Below are 21,585 nucleotides of genomic sequence, written 5' to 3'. Positions count from 1 at the left end.
CTCCCCTTACTAAGGGGAGGGTTGGGAGGGGTCGAGATAGATGGAAATATTACAACTGATTTAGGATTGCTATAGCTAATTGGTGTTAGTTTTGGAGCGATCGCAATTAAGAATAAAGTAGGGGTAATTCATGAATTACCCCTACTCAATTGTCAACACCCGACAGGATGGGTTAGATGTAATAATCCTGAATCGCTTTCACTTCCAGGGGAGTAGACTTTAAGGAACGAATCGCCGCCACCGTCGCCTTAGCCCCAGCAATAGTTGTAATAATCGGGATTTTGTAGGCCAAAGCTGAACGACGAATCAGAATCCCATCACTGCGGGACTCCTCCCCAGAAGGAGTAATAATTGCCAACTGCACCGCTTGGTTTTTGATGGCGTCCAAAATATTCGGCCGTCCTTCGTGCAGTTTCAACTCCATCTCCACTTTCACCTCATTTTCCCAAAGCACTTTGCGAGTCCCAATAGTCGCGGTAACTTTGAACCCTAAAGCCAAGAAATCCCGCACCACGGGCACAATAGCCTGTTTATCCCGTTCATTCACAGAAATAAACACCGTCCCCGATAGGGGTAACACCTGTCCGGCGGCCAGTTCTGCCTTAGCAAAGGCTTTGCCGAATTCGGTATCAATACCCATAACTTCCCCTGTGGAGCGCATTTCCGGCCCTAACAGCACATCCGTACCAGGGAATTTAGCAAAGGGTAACACGGCTTCTTTCACAGAAACGTGGGTGGGAATTATTTCTTCGGTAAAGCCCAATTCAATTAAACTTTTACCCGACATCACCCGGGAAGCAATTTTGGCTAAGGGAACCCCAATCGCCTTAGAGACAAAGGGAACAGTTCGAGACGCCCGGGGATTAGCTTCTAAAATAAAGACATTTTCCCCCTGTACCGCAAACTGAATATTCATTAACCCAACCACATTTAACGCCTTGGCCAGTTCAATGGTTTGACGGCGAATGGTGGTAACGGCGGCTTCCGATAGGGTTTGGTAGGGAATCGAACAAGCGGAGTCCCCAGAGTGAATTCCAGCCTGTTCGATATGTTCCATAATTCCACCGATCACAACATTTCCCTGTTGGTCGGCGATCGCATCCACATCAACTTCTATGGCATTTTGCAGGAACTGATCGACTAAAATGGGGTGATCGGGTTCGACATGAACCGCAAACAGCATATATCGTTCCAATTCTTCATCGGAATAGACGATTTCCATTGCCCGTCCCCCTAACACATAGGAAGGACGCACAACCACCGGATATCCGATGCGCTTCGCCACTTTTAAGGCTTCTTTGAAACTGCGGGCCATACCGTTTTCGGCTTGCAAAATATTCAATTCCCGCAGAATTTTTTCAAACCGTTCTCGGTCTTCAGCAATATCAATCGAGTCGGGAGAAGTTCCCCAAATCTTGGTTTTTAGGGTAGTTTTTTCTAAGGCTCGTTGCAGAGGTAAGGCTAACTTCAGAGGGGTTTGACCACCGAATTGAATAATAATTCCTTCCGGTTCTTCTGCTTCAATAATATTCAGAACATCCTCTTTAGTTAGGGGTTCAAAATATAAGCGATCGCTCGTATCATAGTCGGTAGAAACGGTTTCTGGGTTAGAGTTAACCATAATTGTTTCATAACCATCCGCCCGTAAAGAATAGGAGGCATGACAACAACAATAATCGAACTCAATCCCCTGTCCGATGCGGTTAGGGCCACCGCCTAAAATCATAACCTTGGGTTTTGTAGACGGTAAAATTTCGTCTTCTTCCCAATAGGTTGAATAGTAATAGGGTGTGGTCGATTCAAATTCCGCCGCACAGGTATCCACCATTTTATAAACAGGTTTGACTCCTAATCCTTTGCGATAGGTTCGGACTTCATCTTCCGTGGTTTTGGTGGCAAAGGCAATTTGGCGATCGCTAAATCCTAGGCGTTTTACTGCCAATAGTTTATCTGGTTGTAACTGTTGTAAAGAACTGCGTTTGAGGAATTTTTCCGTTTCTAAGATTTCCTGCATTTTATCTAAAAACCAAGGATCAATTCCGGTCAGTTCATAGATTTCTTCTACGGTCATTCCCAACAGCATCGCATTCCGAACTGTTAAAATTCGTTCTGGGTTAGGTGTGCGTAAACCGGAACGAATATGATCCAAACTAGAGAGTTTTTCCGAGCGATCGCAACCCCAACCTGCTAACCCAGTTTCCAAGGATCGTAGGGCTTTTTGGAAGGATTCACAGAAGGTTCCACCAATCGCCATCGCTTCCCCGACGGACTTCATTTGTGTGGTTAAAACAGGTTCCGAACCAGGGAATTTCTCAAAGGCAAAGCGGGGAATTTTTGTCACCACATAATCAATTGTGGGTTCAAAGGAAGCCGGGGTTTTCTTAGTAATATCATTGTTGATTTCATCTAAGGTATATCCCACCGATAATTTCGCGGCAAATTTAGCGATCGGGAATCCTGTGGCTTTTGAAGCTAAGGCAGAAGACCGACTCACACGGGGATTCATCTCAATCACAATAAAATCACCCGTCACCGGATTAACTGCAAATTGAATATTAGATCCCCCGGTTTCTACCCCAATTTCTCGGATAATTTTAATCGAGGCATCCCGCAATCTTTGATATTCTTTATCAGTTAAGGTTTGGGCAGGAGCAACGGTAATTGAATCCCCCGTATGGACTCCCATCGGATCGATATTTTCAATCGAACAAATAATCACCACGTTATCAGCCAGATCCCGCATTACCTCTAATTCATATTCTTTCCAACCAATTAAGGATTGTTCGATTAAAATTTGAGAATTGGGAGACGCATCTAAACCCGATTGAGCAATTTCTTCAAATTCTTCTTGGTTATAGGCAATACCACCCCCAGTTCCTCCCATGGTAAAGGCTGGACGAATAATTAAGGGGTAGCTACCAATTTGATGCCCCACCTGAATCGCTTCACTCATGGTATTGGCAATTCCCGAAGGGCAACAGGCCACTCCGATTTTTTCCATCGCCTCTTTGAACAGTTGCCGATCTTCGGCTTTTTCAATGGCTTCTAATTTGGCCCCAATCAGTTCGACTCCATATTTCTCTAAGGTGCCATTTCTGGCTAAAGCTACGGCTAAGTTAAGGGCGGTTTGACCTCCCATTGTGGGTAATAGGGCATCGGGACGTTCTTTTTCGATTACCTTGGCCACGATTTCGGGAACCAGAGGCTCAATATAGGTGCGTTCGGCCGTTTCTGGGTCGGTCATAATTGTCGCTGGGTTGGAGTTGACCAACACCACCTCATAGCCTTCTTCCCGCAGGGCTTTACAGGCTTGAGTTCCTGAATAGTCGAACTCACAGGCTTGTCCAATCACAATCGGCCCAGAACCCAGGAGCAAAATTTTCTTTATGTCTGTACGTTTCGGCATTATGAATTCTGTGTATATCAGTTGAGGTTTAGCTTCATTAAACGGGATTGAGTATACAACTTACTCTTAAGTCTCTAAACATTTTAAGGGTATCCCTTTATATTCTTGTCAACTGTTTGATTAAACCTTGACAAATTCAGTTTTGGTTTTTTTTACAAAAATTTAAAATTTTTGGGGTTGCCACCGGATGCGCCGCCGTGCTATATTAATGATATTGGTAATTATATATAATGGGATGGTTGCAAAAATTTTAAAATTGCGACCATCCCATTATACTATAAGCATCTTCCCACGAATCCGCAGCCCTGTCAAGGGGGAATCCGGTTTTTTTTTCGATTTTTGGTAAATTTTTGTAATGATTGGGGTCAGTAGACTTTATCGACAATTGATGAGAGACTAAGAGCAAATGGTTAACATCCTATCAGTTTAGCCAATCTGTTTTTAGCTGCGAGTCATTATGCCCAGAACGCCCGATGAATATGTGGTTCACATCATGATTGAGGGGGGTCATCGAGAAGAAATTAAGTTTCCCACGATGCAAGACTTTCAGGTGTGGTACAACAAAGTTTTACAGCCCAAATTTGATAGTACCGAATTTATCAATGTTCCCATCAAACAAAGGGCAGAAGATAATAATGCTAAAGAATATATGGTTGTTCGTCCGAGTGCGATTAAGGCTATTCGGGTGGAACCTGTATTCAACTCCAGTATTGACCGTCGCATGGTTGACGAACCCGATATTTAAGTAGTAAGCCCGACCGGGCTTATTCAATTATTTATGTTTATGAGAAAGCCCTAAAGGGCTTACTACGAGAAGTGAACACAGTGCAAGTTATTGGGATCGATTTAGGTGGGACAGCGATTAAATTGGGCTGTTTTGCACCCAACGGAACTTGTTATCAGTCCTTAACGGTTCCGACTCCTCAACCAGCGACACCAGAAGGGGTGTTAATAGCAATAGTTGAGGCTATAGCACAAATTAGGAAAAATGTCAATAGTATTGTGGCAATTGGATTGGGAACTCCTGGGCCTGTGGATGGGACGGGAAAAATTGCCAAAGTAGCGATTAATTTAGCCGGATGGCGGGATGTTCCGTTAGCTGATTGGTTAGAAGAAAAAACGGGTTTACCTGTGATTTTAGCCAATGATGCTAACTGTGCGGGGTTAGGTGAAGCTTGGTTAGGGGCGGGAAGACGGTTTCAAAATTTAATTTTATTAACATTAGGAACAGGCGTTGGCGGGGCGATTATTTTAAATGGGGAATTATTTGTCGGACATCAGGGGGCGGCGGCGGAATTAGGATTAATTAGTCTTAATTTTGATGGCCCTATTTGTAATAGTGGAAATCGGGGTTCCTTAGAACAATATACTTCAGTTCAAGCTATTCGCAGGGATACGGGATTAGAACCCGCAGAATTAGCAGAAAAAGCCTTAGCCGGGGATGAAAAAGCTATAGAATATTGGCAAGAATATGGCAAGTTATTAGGGATAGGATTAGCTAATTTAATTTATGTGTTAACCCCAGAAGCGATAATTTTAGGCGGGGGAATTAGTGCGGGGGCGGATTTATTTTTCCCGGCGATGAAAGCGGAATTAGAACAAAGAGTATTATTCAGTTCCAGAGAGGGGTTAGAAATATTAATTGCGGAATTAGGAAATCAAGCGGGAATGATTGGGGCGGCAAAATTAGCGTTTCAGAAGTTTGTTAAGATTGAGGAGCAAATTGATTCATAAAAACAGGTGGCAATAGTTTTTACTTTCTCAAATACCTGTATTGATTCATCTATAATATAACAAAACTGTAGGAGCGAGACGCACTTCGCCCCTACAAAATTACACTATGAAATTAATCGCCATTCAATAAACATCTTAGTAATTACCCATAACCCCTGTTCAGGACGAATTTCACAACGAATAGGGGCAGAATCATAATTTGTCAGGGGAATTCCTAAAACCGATATCTTTGATTGAGTATCAATAATTCCAGAAAATACATCGTCACGATTTTCAATAATACTATAAACATTAATTGATAAGCAAGGCGAGACTAAAAATAAACTATCAAAACCTCGTTTTGTGATACTAAGATATTCTTGCTTAGTAGAAACTCCATATAAATCTCCTCGATAATGATCTGAAAGAGTAAAACCGAGTTTGATAATATTTTTTGTATCATAAGCCTCTTTAAACCGCTTAAACAGCAGGAGAGCATTATCAGGAAGATGGGGCGGATTAGCCTGTTTTTCATGCCACATCCGAATCCAATTATAACCTTGCATTGCGGTTGGAATTAAACCAATAGGATCTATCATTTTAAATCTTTTACTCCCCTTGACTAAGGATAGATTGTAAATAAAGTGTTTCTTGTAAACTTTCCCAGTCTTCTATAGAAACATTCAAGCAAAATGAAGTAATTCAGGACTATCAATATCAACGTTTTGATTCCTAGACTTTGAAGTATCAATTAAGCCACTAACCATAGACTAGAATCCAAGGAATCTGTTAATGATGGAACCAGATCAATTATACCATATTGAGCCAGTTTTTCTGACATTTCTTGCCAACGGTTTGCCGAAATATAACCAATTTGATCAGGGTTAATTCCGCAGGTAATATAATCAGCAATTAACTGTAAAGATTTGGTTTGATAATCTAAATTGTGATATTGACTATCGGGTTTTGTATAAACATCAACGACAATTTTAGCCGTTTGATTAATATTATCTAGGGCTAATTTCCATCCAGCAAAAGATGCTTTTAAAAACTGATTCACCCATTCAGAATGATTGTCTAATAACTGTTGATGGGCAAAAATTACCTGCACATAGGCATCATATCCATAATCGCTGAATTTTAAAATATTGGGTTTAATTCCAGTTTTGTAGCTAAAACCAATGGGTTCATCAACACTATAACATTGAACGGCTGCTAATTCCCTACTTTGTAATCGATCATATTTATCCTGATAGGAAATCGGGATAATTTCAATATCTTGAGGTGATAAACCATTGGTATTAATTATTAATTCCATGACTTTTTTTATGTTTCCATGAATCCCAACTTTTTGTCCAACCAAATCATTAAGAGAATGGATATTTTTTTCGGGAATAGACATTAACCCCAAAGGAGATGCTTGAAACATAGTTGCGATCGCTTTAACCGGATATCCTTGCACTTGGGCGGCTAAAATAGCATCCTGTTCCCCACAGCCTAATATTAAAGGATTTTCTGCCATTTGTTCAAATACATTTCTATCTGAATTTACAGGTAGAATCTCAATCTTTAATCCCCGTTGTTTATATAATCCATAATAATCTGCTAATAGTAACCCTGCAAATTGAACATTATATTTCCAGTCTAACTGCATAGTTAAATGGGGAGTTGAGGTTGGGATAATATCAAGAATAGAGGTTGAAGGATTGGCTAAAAGCGCAAATCCCAAACCCCCACAATATTTTACAAAATCTCGACGCGAAATTAATTCTATTTCCGGTTTATCCATGGATTTAAGGGTTAAGTTTTGGCGCACGACCGATTAGACCTGTCATTAATCTTAATGCCAAATAGCGGAATATTTGCACCTTTGTTAATACCCCTAATCCTAGGCGACGTAAACTAACTTTTGGAGTCCAATCTCCTGAGAAAGTTCGATCTAAGAAATCCGTTAATCCCAAAACAATTAGATTCTCCTTTTGTCGCCAACCTTCATACCGTTTTAACACCCGTTTTTGCCCAATATCCTCGCCTTTTTGAGTCGCTATTTTCAATACTTCTGCTAAAGCTCCCGCGTCCCGAATCCCCATATTTAAACCCTGTCCCCCCACGGGATGACAACAATGGGCGGCATCTCCTACTAATGCTAATCGGTGTTGAATATAGCGATCGCTCTGCATTAATTGTACTGGATAAACATAGCGATCGCTCAATAATTCCAACTTTCCTAATAATCCTCCGGTGCGATATTCTAATAACTTTAAAAACTCCGTTTCATCTAACTCCTTTAAAGCCTGGGCTTCAGCATGGGGAGCCGTCCACACCACCTGACAGCGATTTCCGGGTAAGGGTAAAACCCCCATGGGGCCACTTGGCCAAAACCTTTCAAAAGCAATATTTTGATGGGATTTTTCGGTTTTAATCGTCATCGCAATACAAGATTGCCAATATTTCCAACCGTGGGTTTTAATTCCCGCTTCTTCCCGCAATCGAGATTTAGAACCATCTGCTGCTACAATAATTTTACTATAAAAAGTGTTAAGATTACCTTGATTTTCGATTTCAACTTCTACATAATCGGGGTGATAATTAACATTCTTTAAACTAGCCGGACATTGCCAAGAAATATTCTGACACTGGGATAAAAATTCATACATTGCCGATAAAATTATCCCATGTTCACCGACATATCCTAATTGATCTGTTCCCAAATCTTGACACATAAACTGCACTACTCTATGATAATCAGAATCACTTAAATTAATCTGATAAAAGGTAGTAATTTTTGTGACAATTTCATCCCAAACCCCAATAGATTTAAGAATATGTCCCGTTTGTAAAGTTAAAGCATAGGCCTGTTTTTTACTAATGGCAACCTCTGGCTGTTGGGATTCAATTATTGTTATTTTCAACCCCGAATCTTTCAACCCACAAGCCAAAGTTGCCCCAACAATTCCACCCCCAACAATAACGACATCATAATCGATCTTGGGTTTTGATGAATCTACGACGGAAGATTGAGTTTGTGAACGCGACTGCACCAGCATTGTACTCTATAACTATATTTACAATTTGACTATAGCAATTCTAAATCAATCGTGGTAGGGGTAATTCATGAATTACCCCTACAGTCAGGGTTAAATTTGAAAAAATATGACAACTCAAATAGGATCGCTATAGCTCTATTCTTACACAGTTATCAGTTATTGGTCTATTACCCATTACCTATAACGGATTTAAGCGAATTACGCAGATTAACACAGATTAAAATCCGTGAAATCCTCTTAAATCCGTGATCCCTATTCCTATATGTCACAATAGGGGAGATAAAACATTAATCACTGTAAGTATGACATTATTATTAGCCGGAGATATTGGGGGAACAAAAACGATTTTGCGCTTGGTGGATGGGACGGAAATTGTGAAAGGGAGCCAAACCCAAGAGCGATTAAAAACCCTCTATGAATCCCGTTATTTAAGTGGGGATTATCCTGATTTAGTTCCCATTGTAAAACAATTTTTACAGGAAGCAAGGGAACAATTGGGTGAGAATTTGCATCCCGAAAAAGCCTGTTTTGCCATTGCGGGGCCAGTGGTGCATCAAACCGCCAAATTAACCAATTTACCTTGGCAATTAGATGCTCAATATTTGGGGTCAGAATTAGCTATTTCCCAGGTAACTTTAATTAATGATTTTGAGGCGGTGGGATATGGGGTTACGGGTTTACCAGAAAGCGATCTTTTAGTATTACAAAAAGGACAGCCCCAGGCGGATTCACCTATTGGAGTGATTGGGGCGGGAACTGGCTTAGGTCAATGTTTTGTTACGCCTTTAGCTAATGGAATCAAAGTCTATCCCTGTGAAGGCGGTCATACGGATTTTGCCCCCCGTTATGAGTTAGAATTTCAGTTAATGAAGTATTTATTAGCTAAACATAGTATTGATCGAATATCCGTAGAACGGGTGGTATCTGGGCCAGGGATTATAGCGATTTATCAGTTTTTACGCGATACTGCTACGCAACGCTGGCGCGATCGCAATATGGCTACAGAATCTCCAGAAATTAGCGATATTGTCAAGGAGTGGGAACATCAAATTGGGTTAACAGAAGTAACAGTTGATCCCGCCGCGGCTATTTCTCAAGCTGCTTTAGAAAAACGGGATCATTTATCAGAACAAACCATGCAGCTTTTTGTAGAATCCTATGGAGCAGAAGCGGGAAATTTAGCGTTAAAACTATTACCCTATGGCGGGTTATATATTGCTGGAGGAATTGCACCTAAGATTTTACCTTTATTAGAAACTTCTGAATTTATGCAGGCTTTTTCTAATAAAGGACGCATGAAACCGATATTAGCAAAAGTTCCCGTTTATGTAGTCTTAAATCCCCAAGTGGGATTAATTGGGGCGGCGGTTTGTGCCGCGATTTTTTAACCTTTAAAAATAGTATGGGTAATTCATGAATTGCCCCTACTTGAGTATAAAAATCCCATATTATTTGTCTTTCCAACTGGATAACGGAGGGGTTTCTGTTAACGCTTGACTTAAACTTTCATGTAAATAACCATTAGTTGCTAAAATTCGACCCGAACTAATTTGAAAGGGACTGGTATCATAAGCTGTTACTTTCCCTCCCGCTTCTTCTACTAATACAATTCCAGCCGCCATATCCCAAGGAGATAAACCCCTTTCCCAATAGCCATCTAACCGTCCACAGGCCGTATGCGCTAAATCAATTGAAGCAGCACCACTGCGACGAACTCCCTGGGTTAAATGGGTTAAATGGGCAAATTCAGCATAATTATTATCCGTGGTTTCTCGGCGGTCATAGGCAAAACCTGTGACTAATAAACTTTTATCTAAACTATCGGTTTTAGATACACTAATTAAACGATTATTGCAAGTTGCTCCTAATCCTTTAGCGGCTTGAAATAATTCATCATGGAAGGGATCATAAATCACCCCAACTTGAGGAACTCCATTAATTAATAATCCGATAGAAGCCGAAAAAAACGGATATTGATGAGCAAAATTTGTAGTTCCATCTAAAGGGTCAATAGCCCAAAGATAGGGACTTTTCAAATCACCCAATTCCCCCGATTCTTCGGTTAGAATCCCATGGTCAGGGACATGACGCTCCAATACGGCCAAAATCGCCGATTCCGATGCTTTATCCGCTTCGGTTACTAAATCCCCAGACCTTCCCTTTTCTTGAACATCGGTTAAATTCCCCAAATAGTATTTTAAAACATTCCCTCCCGCCTGAGCAGCTAAGGTGGCAACATCTAAAAAAAACTGTAATTCATTTTTAGTCATATTATTTCAGCATTCGTAATTCGTAATTCGTAATTCCCAATTCATAATTGTGCCCACTACTCCCTGCCTTCTAAGGCTGTTGCTGTCGAAATTCTATTGGCGTTAAACGCATGGGTTTATCGGGGTTCCAAATGCCATTTCCCATGAGTCGGGCATATTCCTGAGCATAGTTAAACCTTTGACTATATTGAGTCTGGAAATTGGAAGTCACCGGGCGATAAATAGAGGATGTTTCTGCTAAAACATATCCTTCTTTGAGCAACTGTTCATTAATTAAAATTCCGTCAATCCAGATATAACCTGAGATGCGACCATAGCGATCTTTTGCGGTTAAATCTGCTTCTAATAGGATTTTTTTACCCTCGGAAAGTTGTTTTAAATGTTGTTTAGCTCTAATTCCCCAAGGATCTTGTTTCAAGTCAGGGGCAATAATTCCAGCGAGTCTAACCTGTTGCAATACCGGAATTTTAGCCGTTTTATCGAGAATTTCCAGGGTTTGACCACTAATCACCCGTTCAACTTTGGTAAAAATGCCTTTGGGAAGGTCAGGTTGAGAACAACTGGTCAGCAGGAGTAATAAACCCAATACTATTGCGCCATACCATTTTCCTCTAAACCTGAAATCCAGTAGATTAGTCTTCGTCCAGGGGTAATCTGGTTTTAACTTTACCTTTACCAAAGTAGCGTCCGAATTGAAGTTCATACACTTCATCCTCGTCTTGGGTTTCCACAACTAAATCGGAGTGGGGATAACTGACACAGAGTAACGCATATCCCTGTTTCTGTAAGTCCGGGGAGAGTCCCATGGCTTCCGGTTGGTACAACTCCCCAGAAACTACCCTTACTGCACAACTGGTACAGGCACCATTGCGACAAGAAAAGGGCAAGTCTACCCCTTGATTTTCGGCACTTTGCAGAATATATCGGTCTTCGGGGACGTTGACATAAAAACGCTCACCTGTCTGACGATAATGAATTTCTACGCGATGGGAACTGGCCATAAAAAAAATTTCTGAGATCGTGTTGACTTTCCGAAATTTATGATAGTATATATTTTCGTGGGTAAAAATGAAATATTCCACCTGGAGAGGTGGCCGAGCGGTTGAAGGCGCGACACTGGAAATGTCGTTTAGGGGTGACTTTAACGAGGGTTCGAATCCCTCCCTCTCCGTTTTTGTTAGAAGGTAATGGGTAATGGGTAATGGGTAATGGGTAATGGGTAATGGGTAATAGAAAGAGTTTACTCCCCCTGCTACCGATGCTCCTCTTGTTCGGACATTGCGATCGCTAGATCAGCAACAACCGAACCCAATCCTGTTAATAAGTTTGATACCCTATATACAGGGAGCATACTATCCAAAAATGAGTAGCCTAGGGATCACTATCACTGTATTGAGGAAAGGGGAAGAATGTCTGCGACTGACTATAAAGACTACTACACGACTTTAGGACTAGATAAAACCGCAACGGCGGAGGATATTAAAAAAGCTTATCGCAAACTAGCCCGCAAATATCACCCGGACATGAATCCGGGGAACAAACAAGCTGAGGCGAGTTTTAAGGATGTCAGCGAAGCCTATGAGGTGTTATCCGACCCTGAGAAACGTGGAAAATATGATCAATTCGGTCAATATTGGAATCAAGCTGGAGCGACAGGTTGGCCGGGTGGTGCGGGTTCGGCTCAAGACGTTAGCGGGTTTGATTTTAGTCAATTTAACAGTTTTGATGATTTTATTAATAGTCTTTTAGGTCGTGGGGCTACCGGGGCTAGACCCGGAAGTAGTAGCAGTCGTAGTTATTCCTATCGGACTCAAACTGGAAACCCTTCTGGATTTGGGGGGAGTCCCTACGGTAATGATCTTGGTTCGGGATTTAACACCCGTAATCCTTCCTCTGTCGCTGATACGGAAGCGATTATTACTCTAACTCTGGCTGAAGCCTTTCATGGGGTACAAAAACGCTTTGCAACTGGAGAGGTAACGATTCCGTCGGGAGTTAAGCCTGGAAGTCGGATTCGAGTGAGAGGCCAAGGTCAACTTGACCCCTACAATCAACAACGGGGGGATTTATACCTGAAAGTGGAAATTCAACCCCATAGCTTTTTTCAATTTGATGGGGATAATCTAGTTTGTGAAATCCCTATTACTCCCGATGAAATGGTTTTAGGGACATCAATTGAAGTTCCGACGCCTGATGGGATGGTAACGATGAATATTCCGGCTGGAATTCGTTCAGGACAGTCGTTGCGGTTGCGAGGTAAAGGATGGCCAAAACCTAAAGGGGGCGGGCGCACGGATCAATTAGTTAAAATTATTGTTGTGCCACCAAAGGAAATTAGTCCCAGTGAACGGGAATATTATGAGAAAATTCAGGCGACTCGTACCTTTAATCCCCGCAATAGTTTAAAAGACATCAAGCTTTAAAAATTTTAAAACCGATCAGGAGAGATTGATCCCGATCGGTTTATGATATAAAATCCCATAAGTTATTTAACGTTTCTGTTTTTTGGAAGATTGAACTACTCACTGACCCATTGACAAGAAAGCCGGGAGTTTTCATCTTTCACCCAAAGAGCCACTAATTGTCCTTTTTTGGCAAGGCTTTTGCTCTGGGTCTGGGTCAGAATCGGAGTTTCTACGGTGGGTTTCTCCAGGTGGGGATGAGAACAGGGTTTTCTCCAGGCAAAATTGATAAACATTGTCTTTTGCTCCTTAAACTCTTTGTATTTCTTTCCTAATTTAATTTTATCTTTGTCTTCAGATTTTGTTATAAAAATGACAAATAATTTAGTAATCTTTAATAAATTTGAAACCTTTTGTAAAGATTAGGTAAAGATGACTGACTTTTAGTTTGTCTTCATCTTTTTATCCCCAAAAATACTTACTTTTGTATCTTGACAAAACATACAAAATGTGCGTATCAAGCCCTAAAAGCATCAAAATCAGCAATTTTACTGATCAAACTTGTTAACTTTATAGATTTTCAAACTCTAGTGATATTGCCATAATAATCCCACAGTAGCAGAGAGACTTGTCCTGTAGCTCCGAGATTATATAAATACTTTTGAGTAATTCAGGGGAGTCTAATATAATCTCAATCCGGTGGCATCTCTCTTTGAAGATGTGGTAGCAGGTTCGTTAGTAGGGGTTGAAGTCACAAAAGGTCTAAGTTCCCCTTTGATGTGATATTTGTTCACCCCTACACTTTTTTTGCTCTGGCAGGGAATAGGGAATAATATAAAAAGTTCCAATCTATTGGTACACTCGAAAAAGTGATCAATAATTGGTTTTTTATGTCTACTTATGATGTGATTATCATTGGTGCAGGTCATAATGGGTTAGTTTGTGCGGCCTATCTCCTCAAAGCCGGATATAGTGTTTTACTATTAGAAAAACGTTCTGTTCCTGGAGGTGCGGCCACAACGGAAGAAGTCATGGCAGAAGACGCACCCGGATTTAAGTTTAACCTCTGTGCAATTGATCATGAATTTATCCATCTTGGCCCGGTGGTGCAGGAATTAGAATTAACCAAATACGGCTTAGATTATTTATATTGTGACCCGGTGGTGTTTTGTCCGCACCCCGATGGACGGTATTTTTTAGCTCATCGTTCCGTGGAAAAAACCTGTGCGGAAATTGCGAGATATAGTGAAAGAGATGCTCAAAAATATAAGGAATTTGTTGAATATTGGCAACGAATAATGAGTGCGGTTAGTCCTTTATTTAATGCTCCTCCGACTTCAATTATTGATATTGCTAAAAATTTTGATCGGGATTCTTTTCTGGATTTATTAGCCGTATTAGGAGGAAAGGATAAAATCTTGGATTTTGTCAGAACTATGTTAATTAGTCCAGAGGATTTAATTAATGAATGGTTTGATACGGAAATTGTTAAAGCACCTTTAGCTAGATTAGCCTCGGAAATTGGCGCTCCTCCCTCTCAAAAAGGGATTTCTGTGGGTGCTAGTATGTTAGCCATGCGCCATGAACCAGGGATGTCTCGCCCTCGCGGTGGCACAGGAGCGTTAACTCAATCTTTGGTAAATTTAGTTAAACATTTAGGAGGAGTTATTTTAACAGAAACTCCGGTGCAAAAAATATTAATTGATGATGGTCGGGTGGTTGGGGTTAGGGTTTCAGAACATCAAGAATATCGTGCTAAACGGGGCGTAATTTCTAATATTGATGCTCGACGTTTATTTTTACAATGTGTTGACCCGACGGATATTGATGCGGCAGATCCGAATTTAAGAGAACGATTAGAACGAAAAATTATTAATAATAATGAGACTATTCTTAAAATTGATTGTGCTTTGTCGGAACCCTTACGATTTGATGGCTATAATCATCAAGATAGCTATTTAATTGGCTCGGTTTTAATTGCAGATTCGGTGAATCATGTTGAAAAAGCTCATAATTTATGTACAGTTGGGGAAATTCCCGATCAAGATCCTTCGGTTTATTTAGTTGTGCCAACAGTATTAGATCCTTCGATGGCTCCTGAAGGAAAACACACTTTATGGATTGAATTTTTTGCCCCCTATCAAATAGCAGGAGCCGAAGGAACGGGGTTAAATGGAACCGGATGGACGGATGAGTTAAAATATAAAGTAGCAGACCGGGTGCTGGATAAAATTGCTGAATATGCTCCTAATATTAAGCATTCAGTTTTAGCTCGTCGGGTGGAAAGTCCGGCGGAATTAGGAGAACGTTTAGGATCTTATAAAGGGAATTGCTATCATATTGATATGACCTTAGATCAAATGATTTTTTTCCGTCCCCTGCCTGAATTAGCCAATTATACTACCCCCATTCAAGGTTTATTTTTAACGGGTGCAGGAACTCATCCAGGGGGATCAATTTCTGGGATGCCTGGTCGTAATTGTGCTCGTGCATTTATCCAGGCTCAAAAACCACTGAATCAAGTTTTAAAGCAGACTCAAAATACTCTCAAGTCTGTCTGGAGTCGATTAAGGTAAAGCCATTATCTGAAGAATTGAGACATCAACAAGATGACTAAATTAATATTTTTGATTCCTGTTCCCAATTCCCTGCTATAACAGAAGTATAGTTAGCAACCCATAACCACAAATGTCATGAAGCCACCTGAAACCAGTGCCAATTCTATATTAATGAGTCCCCGGGAATTATTAGACCGTTATGCGGCTGGAAAACGGGGTTTTATTGGTGTGAATTTACAATGTGCTGATTTAAGGGGGGCTGTATTAAAAGATATTTTACTTTGGCAAGCTAATCTCAAGTCCGCTAATTTAAGTGGGGCTGATTTAAGTAATGCCCATTTATTTGCTAACTTAATTCAAACGAATTTAAGTGGTGCTGACCTATCGAGTGCCAAATTGATTTATGCGGATTTAAGAAAAGCAGATTTAACCTGTGCTAAGTTGTTTAAAACTAATTTGAAAGGGGCTGATTTGAGGGGGGCGGATTTAAGGGGGGCTAAGTTGATTTATACTAATTTGGATGGAGCTAATTTAAAAGGGGCTAATTTAAAAGGGGTAATTTTATTTGCTGTTAATTTGAATCAAGCGAATTTAGTGGGAACTGATTTGAGCGAAACTACACTAATTAAAACTGATACTAGGTATACAATTTTATCGGAATCTGAGGAAAATCAAGATATAAAATATTAAAGTTGTGAAACTGTCCTAAATATCTGTTAAGTAGTTGCACAAAATAAATTACCTAGTTGAGAGAGGGAACAGCCCCCCCAAACCCCCCGTGCACGGGGGGCTAGGGGGGGAGGGAACAGGGTAGAGGATGTGTAATTAATTTTGTTTAGGTACTTATAATATTTTTAAGTTTAAAATAGTTTCTAAGGTTAATTGTAGATTGGTTTTAAGTTGGTTTTGTGAATGGCGATCGCTTAAATAATCCAGATGTTTATGTTCTCCTGTGGAAATTTTAAATAAGCGGTTTTCCTGCTGTATTTTTGTAAAGAATGTAGGAATATTACCTCGATTTAGTAATAATATTTCAGCTAATTTAGAATAGTTACATTTTCATTGGGCAAACTCAAGAAACCCGGTTTTTTCCGAGGGACTTTTAGGGATTTCCATCAGCTTACCTGCCTAGCTCTACAAGAAGGAGAATGTCAATGCTAAGATTAAGGAATTGTTGAATTATGGATTTAGGCTCATTGCAGCTTAAACTATTGTGATAGGACAGGTCTATCTTGTTGATTCTATCAAGGGTAAAGAATTTGAGGGTGCAGCTATCTTACCCGAAGTCAAAAATTGAGTTCTACCAGCCATTAATCAACTATGTCAGGTGTACGAGTCGGGTTACTGCATTCTCTAAGTGGAGCGATGGCCTATAGGGAAAGACCATTGCTAGAAACTGAATTAATGACCATTGCCCAAATTAATGATCAGGGGGGGGTTTTAGGGCAAATCATTGAACCCGTTATTGAAGATGGTGCTTCAGACTGCTTCACCTTTGAACAAAAAGCCCAAAAATTAATTCAACAGGATGGTGTCACGACCCTTTTTGGCTGTTGGACGACAGCAAGTCGTCACGCCGTTAGACCGGTGCTTGAAGCCTTTAATGCTCAACTTTGGTATCCGGCTTCCTACGAAGGGTTAGAAAATTGTAGCCAAATTTTCTACACAGGATTTTGTGCGAATCAGCAAGTAGAATTAACTATTAATTGGTTATTGCGAAACCAGAAAACTCGATGTTATTTATTGGGTTGGGATCAGGTGTTTTCCTATACCCTAAATAAACTGATGAAAGTCCACCTCAAACATTATGGTGGGGAGGTAGTTGGAGAAGCATATCTTCCATCTTCAACAATGGATTTTGAAGCGATTATTACTCGGATTCGACAGGCACAACCGGATATTATTATTAATACTCTCAGAGGCGATCGCAATTTAAGTTTTTATCGCCAATTTTATGAAAGTGGAATTAGGGCTGCTGATTTACCAATTTTAGCCACATCCTTCTCCGAATCTGAAGCACAAAAACTTCAAGAGGCTGCCGTTGGTCACTTCAGTTGTTTTCATTATTTTCAAAGTTTAAATACCCCAGAAAATCATCAATTTGTTCAAGTATTTAAACGCTTTTATGGAGAAGAACGGGTTATTAATAACTCTATGGCAACCGCCCATACTCAAATTCATCTCTGGAAACAAGCCGTTGAATTAGCTGAATCTTTTGATGTAGAACGGGTGAAAATTGCAGCCTATGGACAGTGTTTTGTGTCTCCTGGAGGGTTAGTCCGTTTAGAACCAAATCATCATGTTGCTAAGGTTTGTCGCATTGGTCAGGTATTACCAAATCAGCAATTTGAGGTTTTATATACCAGTGAAAAACTGATTAAACCTTTGCCTTGGTTGGGGTTTAATGAAGATAATTTTAATGCCTCTGGTATTGTTTTTGAGTTGTTATCTGAAGTGAGTCAAGGCATTGAAAGAGCCGAACAATTGGAACAAAAATCGATTGAACTGGAAGCAACAAAGGCACAACTCCAGCAGGAAATTGAAACTCGCAAACAGTTTGAATTAGCACTTCAAAAAGCTAATGAACAATTAGAAAAAAAGGTAGCAGAACGCACCGCTGCATTAAAAGAATCAAATGATAATTTAGTCCAAGAAATTGTCCAGCATCAACGATCAGAAAATGCTCTTCGCATGGCTACAGATCAACTACAAACGGTCTTAGAAGCAGTTCCGGGAACGGTTTCTTGGATTGACTCAGATTTGTGTTATATCGAAGTGAATCAACGATTAGCCAATATGCTTAACCTTCCTAGGGAGCGTTTTATCGGTCAACATATTGGATTTTTAGGAACCAGTTCGGAATTCCAAGATTTTGTTCAATATTTATTTGATAGTCCTGAAATTGACGCCTATCGAGAAGTCAGAAATCAGGTGAATGGGGAATGGCGACACTATTTAATTGTGGCCCAAAAATATAATTATAATCGAGCAGCTTTTGTAGTGGGAATTGATATCACCGAACGCAAACAAGCTGAAGAATCTTTAAGAAATGCTAAAAATCAATTGCAAACGGTCTTAGAAGCAGTTCCGGGGACGGTTTCTTGGATTGACTCAGATTTGTGTTATATCGAAGTGAATCAACGATTATCGAATATGCTGAACCTCCCCAGGGAGAGTTTTGTCGGTCAACATATTGGATTTTTAGGAACCAGTTCGGAATTCCAAGATTTTGTTCAATATTTATTTGATAGCCCTGAAATTGATGCCTATCGAGAAGTTAGAAATCAGGTGAATGGAGAATGGCGACACTATTTAATTGTGGCTCAAAAATATAATCATAATCAGGCGGCTTTTGTGGTCGGAATTGACATTACTGATCGCAAACAGGCTGAAGAATCTTTGAGAAATGCTAAGAATCAATTGCAAACAGTATTAGAAGCGGTTCCGGGGACAGTTTCTTGGATTAATTCAGACCTACGTTATATCGAAGTTAATCAACGGTTGGCAGATATGTTTGGGATGCCAAGGGAAACTTTTATTGATCAACATATTGGTTTTTTAGGCAATCATTCGGGGTTTACTCAATTCATCGAGGATTTATTTAATAGTTACGCTATTGATGCCTTTCAAGAAGTTTCATTTGTCCTGCATAACAAGTTACGATATTATTTAATTGTGGCTCAAAAATATAATGATAATCAAGCGGCCTTTGTGGTCGGAATTGATATTACAGAACGCCGGGAAGCTGAAGCAGCATTAAGATTAACCCAAGACCAATTAGAAGCGGTATTAGATGTGGTTCCAGGTACGGTTTCTTGGATTAGTTCGGATTTACGTTATTTGGGAGTCAATCGTTATTTGGCATCAACTTTTGACCTCCAACCTGAAGATTTTGTTAATCAAGATATTGGGTTTTTGAAAGCTAGTTTTGAGTTTAATGATTTTGTCCAAAACTTTTTTGATTATCCCGAAAAAGACTCCTATCAAGAAGTCATGTCTGTAATTCAAGGCAAACCTCGGAATTATTTAATTGTTGCCCATAAATATAATCAAAATCAAGCCGCTTTCTTTGTGGGAATTGATATTACCGAACGGAAACAAGCGGAAGAAGCATTAAAACAAGCTGAAGCTAACTATCGGAGTATTTTTGAGAATGCGGTTGAAGGCATATTTCAAACCACACCCACGGGGATTTATTTAAGTGCAAATCCAGCTTTAGCTCGAATTTACGGTTATCAATCTCCTGAAGAATTAATCCAGAATATAACCAATATTCAAGACCAACTCTATGTTCAACCCCAACGTCGCCAAGAGTTTGTTCAACGATTGGAAGAATTGGGTGCAATTGTCAGGTTTGAGTCTCAAATTCGACGCTTAGATGGACAGTTAACTTGGATTTCAGAAAATGCTTTTGCTGTCCGAGATGAAGCTGGAAACCTACTCCATTATGAAGGAACCGTTGAAGATATTAACGAGCGCAAACAAGCAGAAGCCGCCCTACAAAGGGCAATGGAACAGTTAGAAATTCGGGTAGAAGAACGCACTGCCGCCCTCCGAGAAGCCAATCATCAATTAGTTCGAGAAGTTGCCGAAAGAACCAGGATTGAAAATGCCTTACGAGAGTCGGAAGCTGAATTGAGAGCTTTATTTGCTGCGATGACAGATGTAATTACAGTGTTTGATACAGAAGGAAGATATAAAAAAATTGTCACCACAAATTCAGAGGTTTTATATAGTCCCACAGAAGAACTGCTTGGGAAAACTGTGTTTGAAGTTTTTCCAGCTAGTCATGCCACTTTATTTTATAATCAAATTCAAGAAGTATTAAACACAAATCAAACTTTAAATATTGAATATAGTTTAGTTGCTTCTGACTATCAACCCGGACATCATGGAACTAATTCATCTCCTTTGAATCCTGGAGATGAAGTTTGGTTTGCAGCAATGGTGTCTCCGATGCCGGATAATTGTGTAATTTGGGTAGCAAGAAATACAACGGAAAGACGCCGGGTTTTAGAAGCATTACAAGCAGAAAGAGAAAAATCGGAACGGTTATTACTGAATATTCTGCCTCCGTCCATTGCCGAACAACTTAAACAAAATCAGCATTCTATTGCCGAACGCTTTGAACAAGCTACGATTATGTTTGCAGATATTGTTGATTTTACCGGATTTTCTGCTCGCATTTCTCCCTCAGAATTAGTCAATTTCCTGAATCAAGTTTTCTCCGCTTTTGATGAATTAGCCGAAAAACATCATTTAGAAAAAATTAAAACCATTGGAGATTCCTACATGGTGGCGGGCGGTTTACCCACTCCTCGCCATGACCACGTGGAAGCGATGGCAGAAATGGCTTTAGATATGCAGGCAGAAATTCGCCGATTTCAAGGACAAATGGGTCAATCTTGTAATTTAAGAATTGGAATTAATACCGGGCCAGTGGTGGCGGGTGTAATTGGCACGAAAAAATTTATCTATGATTTATGGGGAGATGCCGTTAATATTGCTTCTCGGATGGAATCCCAAGGAGAAGTCGGTAAAATCCAAGTCACAGCCACTACTAAAAACCTTTTAAATGGTAAATATGACTTTGAAGAACGGGGTTTAATTGATGTTAAAGGTCGTGGAGAAATGCTCACCTATTGGTTAACTAAACGCCGATTGGTATAATAACATGAATGTTGGAATTAACCTCCTATTTCTTTAATCAATAGACATTTTTAGAAACTCTTATTGATTTCCACGTATAGAGCTATATTCCGCCTGAAATTTAATTGGTTGTTAAACTAAACGCTAACAGCCAATTAAGTCACGCAATTGTCGGAAATGTTTCCCTGCTATACTTATAGCCTAGTGGCAAAAAATGTCCACACAGTATTGATGGCTCTCACAAATTCTATGCAGAAACCCGATATTCCAGCTAATGAAAGCGATCGCTTAGTCGCACTAGATCGTTACAAGATTCTCGATACCTTGCCAGAGCAGGTATATGACGATTTGACGCAACTAGCGGCGGATATATGCGGAACCCCGATCGCGCTCATCTCATTAGTTGACAAAGATCGCCAGTGGTTTAAGTCCCGCGTTGGCATTGACGCAACCGAAACACCTCGTGATATTTCTTTATTAGCGATCGCAAACAGGCGGAAAAGTCTTTACAAGAGTCTCAACAGTTTATTCAAACAGTGA

General features: G+C 40.1%; 16 protein-coding genes, 1 tRNA gene and 1 pseudogene. 10 read left to right on the top strand and 8 right to left on the bottom strand.

What is annotated here, in order from left to right:
• Nucleotides 1-172: 172 nt before the first annotated feature.
• On the bottom strand, nt 173-3,406 hold the full coding sequence (gene carB, locus AC559H_RS24455; RefSeq protein ID WP_026794619.1) for a carbamoyl-phosphate synthase large subunit: 3,234 nt from the start codon (nt 3,404-3,406) through the stop codon (nt 173-175).
• 457 nt (nt 3,407-3,863) lie between these two features.
• On the opposite strand from carB, the gene AC559H_RS24450 reads away from it, so the two are divergent.
• On the top strand, nt 3,864-4,151 hold the full coding sequence (locus AC559H_RS24450) for a hypothetical protein (RefSeq protein WP_026794620.1): 288 nt from the start codon (nt 3,864-3,866) through the stop codon (nt 4,149-4,151).
• Nucleotides 4,152-4,222: 71 nt separating this feature from the next.
• Nucleotides 4,223-5,140, top strand: a complete 918-nt coding sequence (locus AC559H_RS24445) for an ROK family protein (protein WP_026794621.1) — start codon at nt 4,223-4,225, stop codon at nt 5,138-5,140.
• A 104-nt stretch (nt 5,141-5,244) separates the two neighbouring features.
• Here the strand turns inward: AC559H_RS24445 and AC559H_RS24440 are convergent, their stop codons facing one another.
• The 3 genes from AC559H_RS24440 to AC559H_RS24430 all read right to left on the bottom strand — a co-directional run bounded on the left by AC559H_RS24440 (nt 5,245) and on the right by AC559H_RS24430 (nt 8,166).
• Nucleotides 5,245-5,718 carry a hypothetical protein gene (locus AC559H_RS24440; protein WP_026794622.1) on the bottom strand — a complete coding sequence of 158 codons (474 nt, stop codon included), beginning with the start codon at nt 5,716-5,718 and terminating at the stop codon, nt 5,245-5,247.
• Between the two features lie 152 nt (nt 5,719-5,870).
• Entirely contained in the window at nt 5,871-6,908 is a 1,038-nt protein-coding gene (locus tag AC559H_RS24435; RefSeq protein ID WP_026794623.1) for an ABC transporter substrate-binding protein, read from the bottom strand.
• A 4-nt stretch (nt 6,909-6,912) separates the two neighbouring features.
• Nucleotides 6,913-8,166: an FAD-dependent hydroxylase gene (locus tag AC559H_RS24430; RefSeq protein ID WP_026794624.1), complete on the bottom strand. Its 1,254-nt coding sequence runs from the start codon at nt 8,164-8,166 to the stop codon at nt 6,913-6,915.
• Nucleotides 8,167-8,468: 302 nt separating this feature from the next.
• Between AC559H_RS24430 and AC559H_RS24425 the strand changes: the two genes are divergently transcribed.
• Nucleotides 8,469-9,554: a glucokinase gene (locus AC559H_RS24425; protein WP_026786234.1), complete on the top strand. Its 1,086-nt coding sequence runs from the start codon at nt 8,469-8,471 to the stop codon at nt 9,552-9,554.
• A gap of 60 nt (nt 9,555-9,614) precedes the next feature.
• On the opposite strand, the gene AC559H_RS24420 is transcribed toward AC559H_RS24425, so the two are convergent.
• The 3 genes from AC559H_RS24420 to AC559H_RS24410 all read right to left on the bottom strand — a co-directional run bounded on the left by AC559H_RS24420 (nt 9,615) and on the right by AC559H_RS24410 (nt 11,437).
• A complete protein-coding gene (locus tag AC559H_RS24420; protein WP_026786233.1) occupies nt 9,615-10,436 on the bottom strand; it encodes an inositol monophosphatase family protein in 822 nt (273 codons plus the stop codon).
• A gap of 70 nt (nt 10,437-10,506) precedes the next feature.
• Nucleotides 10,507-11,022 (bottom strand): thermonuclease family protein, encoded by a 516-nt coding sequence (locus AC559H_RS24415; protein WP_268951873.1) that lies wholly within the window; start codon nt 11,020-11,022, stop codon nt 10,507-10,509.
• Nucleotides 11,023-11,068: 46 nt separating this feature from the next.
• On the bottom strand, nt 11,069-11,437 hold the full coding sequence (locus AC559H_RS24410) for a 2Fe-2S iron-sulfur cluster-binding protein (RefSeq protein ID WP_026794625.1): 369 nt from the start codon (nt 11,435-11,437) through the stop codon (nt 11,069-11,071).
• A gap of 83 nt (nt 11,438-11,520) precedes the next feature.
• Between AC559H_RS24410 and AC559H_RS24405 the strand changes: the two genes are divergently transcribed.
• Both AC559H_RS24405 and AC559H_RS24400 read left to right on the top strand, forming a co-directional pair.
• A tRNA-Ser gene (locus tag AC559H_RS24405) sits at nt 11,521-11,607 on the top strand.
• A 238-nt stretch (nt 11,608-11,845) separates the two neighbouring features.
• Nucleotides 11,846-12,859 (top strand): DnaJ C-terminal domain-containing protein, encoded by a 1,014-nt coding sequence (locus AC559H_RS24400; RefSeq protein ID WP_026794626.1) that lies wholly within the window; start codon nt 11,846-11,848, stop codon nt 12,857-12,859.
• A gap of 95 nt (nt 12,860-12,954) precedes the next feature.
• Here AC559H_RS24400 and AC559H_RS24395 read toward each other — a convergent pair whose 3' ends face one another.
• Nucleotides 12,955-13,134, bottom strand: a complete 180-nt coding sequence (locus AC559H_RS24395; RefSeq protein ID WP_026794627.1) for a hypothetical protein — start codon at nt 13,132-13,134, stop codon at nt 12,955-12,957.
• A gap of 573 nt (nt 13,135-13,707) precedes the next feature.
• Between AC559H_RS24395 and crtO the strand changes: the two genes are divergently transcribed.
• From crtO to AC559H_RS24370, 5 genes and pseudogenes are all read left to right on the top strand, one after another.
• Nucleotides 13,708-15,414 (top strand): beta-carotene ketolase CrtO, encoded by a 1,707-nt coding sequence (gene crtO, locus AC559H_RS24390; RefSeq protein ID WP_330949362.1) that lies wholly within the window; start codon nt 13,708-13,710, stop codon nt 15,412-15,414.
• A gap of 117 nt (nt 15,415-15,531) precedes the next feature.
• Nucleotides 15,532-16,086, top strand: a complete 555-nt coding sequence (locus tag AC559H_RS24385) for a pentapeptide repeat-containing protein (RefSeq protein ID WP_036832156.1) — start codon at nt 15,532-15,534, stop codon at nt 16,084-16,086.
• Between the two features lie 630 nt (nt 16,087-16,716).
• Nucleotides 16,717-17,790 (top strand): annotated as a pseudogene (locus AC559H_RS24380) (urea ABC transporter substrate-binding protein); the annotation flags it as partial.
• 144 nt (nt 17,791-17,934) lie between these two features.
• Nucleotides 17,935-21,066, top strand: coding sequence for an adenylate/guanylate cyclase domain-containing protein (locus AC559H_RS24375; protein WP_431602509.1), 3,132 nt, complete (start codon nt 17,935-17,937; stop codon nt 21,064-21,066).
• Nucleotides 21,067-21,273: 207 nt separating this feature from the next.
• Nucleotides 21,274-21,585, top strand: coding sequence for a hypothetical protein (locus tag AC559H_RS24370; protein ID WP_193372589.1), 312 nt, complete (start codon nt 21,274-21,276; stop codon nt 21,583-21,585).

Origin of the sequence: Planktothrix prolifica NIVA-CYA 540 (genome assembly GCF_963864145.1) — a bacterium.
Lineage (GTDB): Bacteria > Cyanobacteriota > Cyanobacteriia > Cyanobacteriales > Microcoleaceae > Planktothrix > Planktothrix agardhii.
This window is presented reverse-complemented; position numbering and strand designations above follow the sequence as displayed.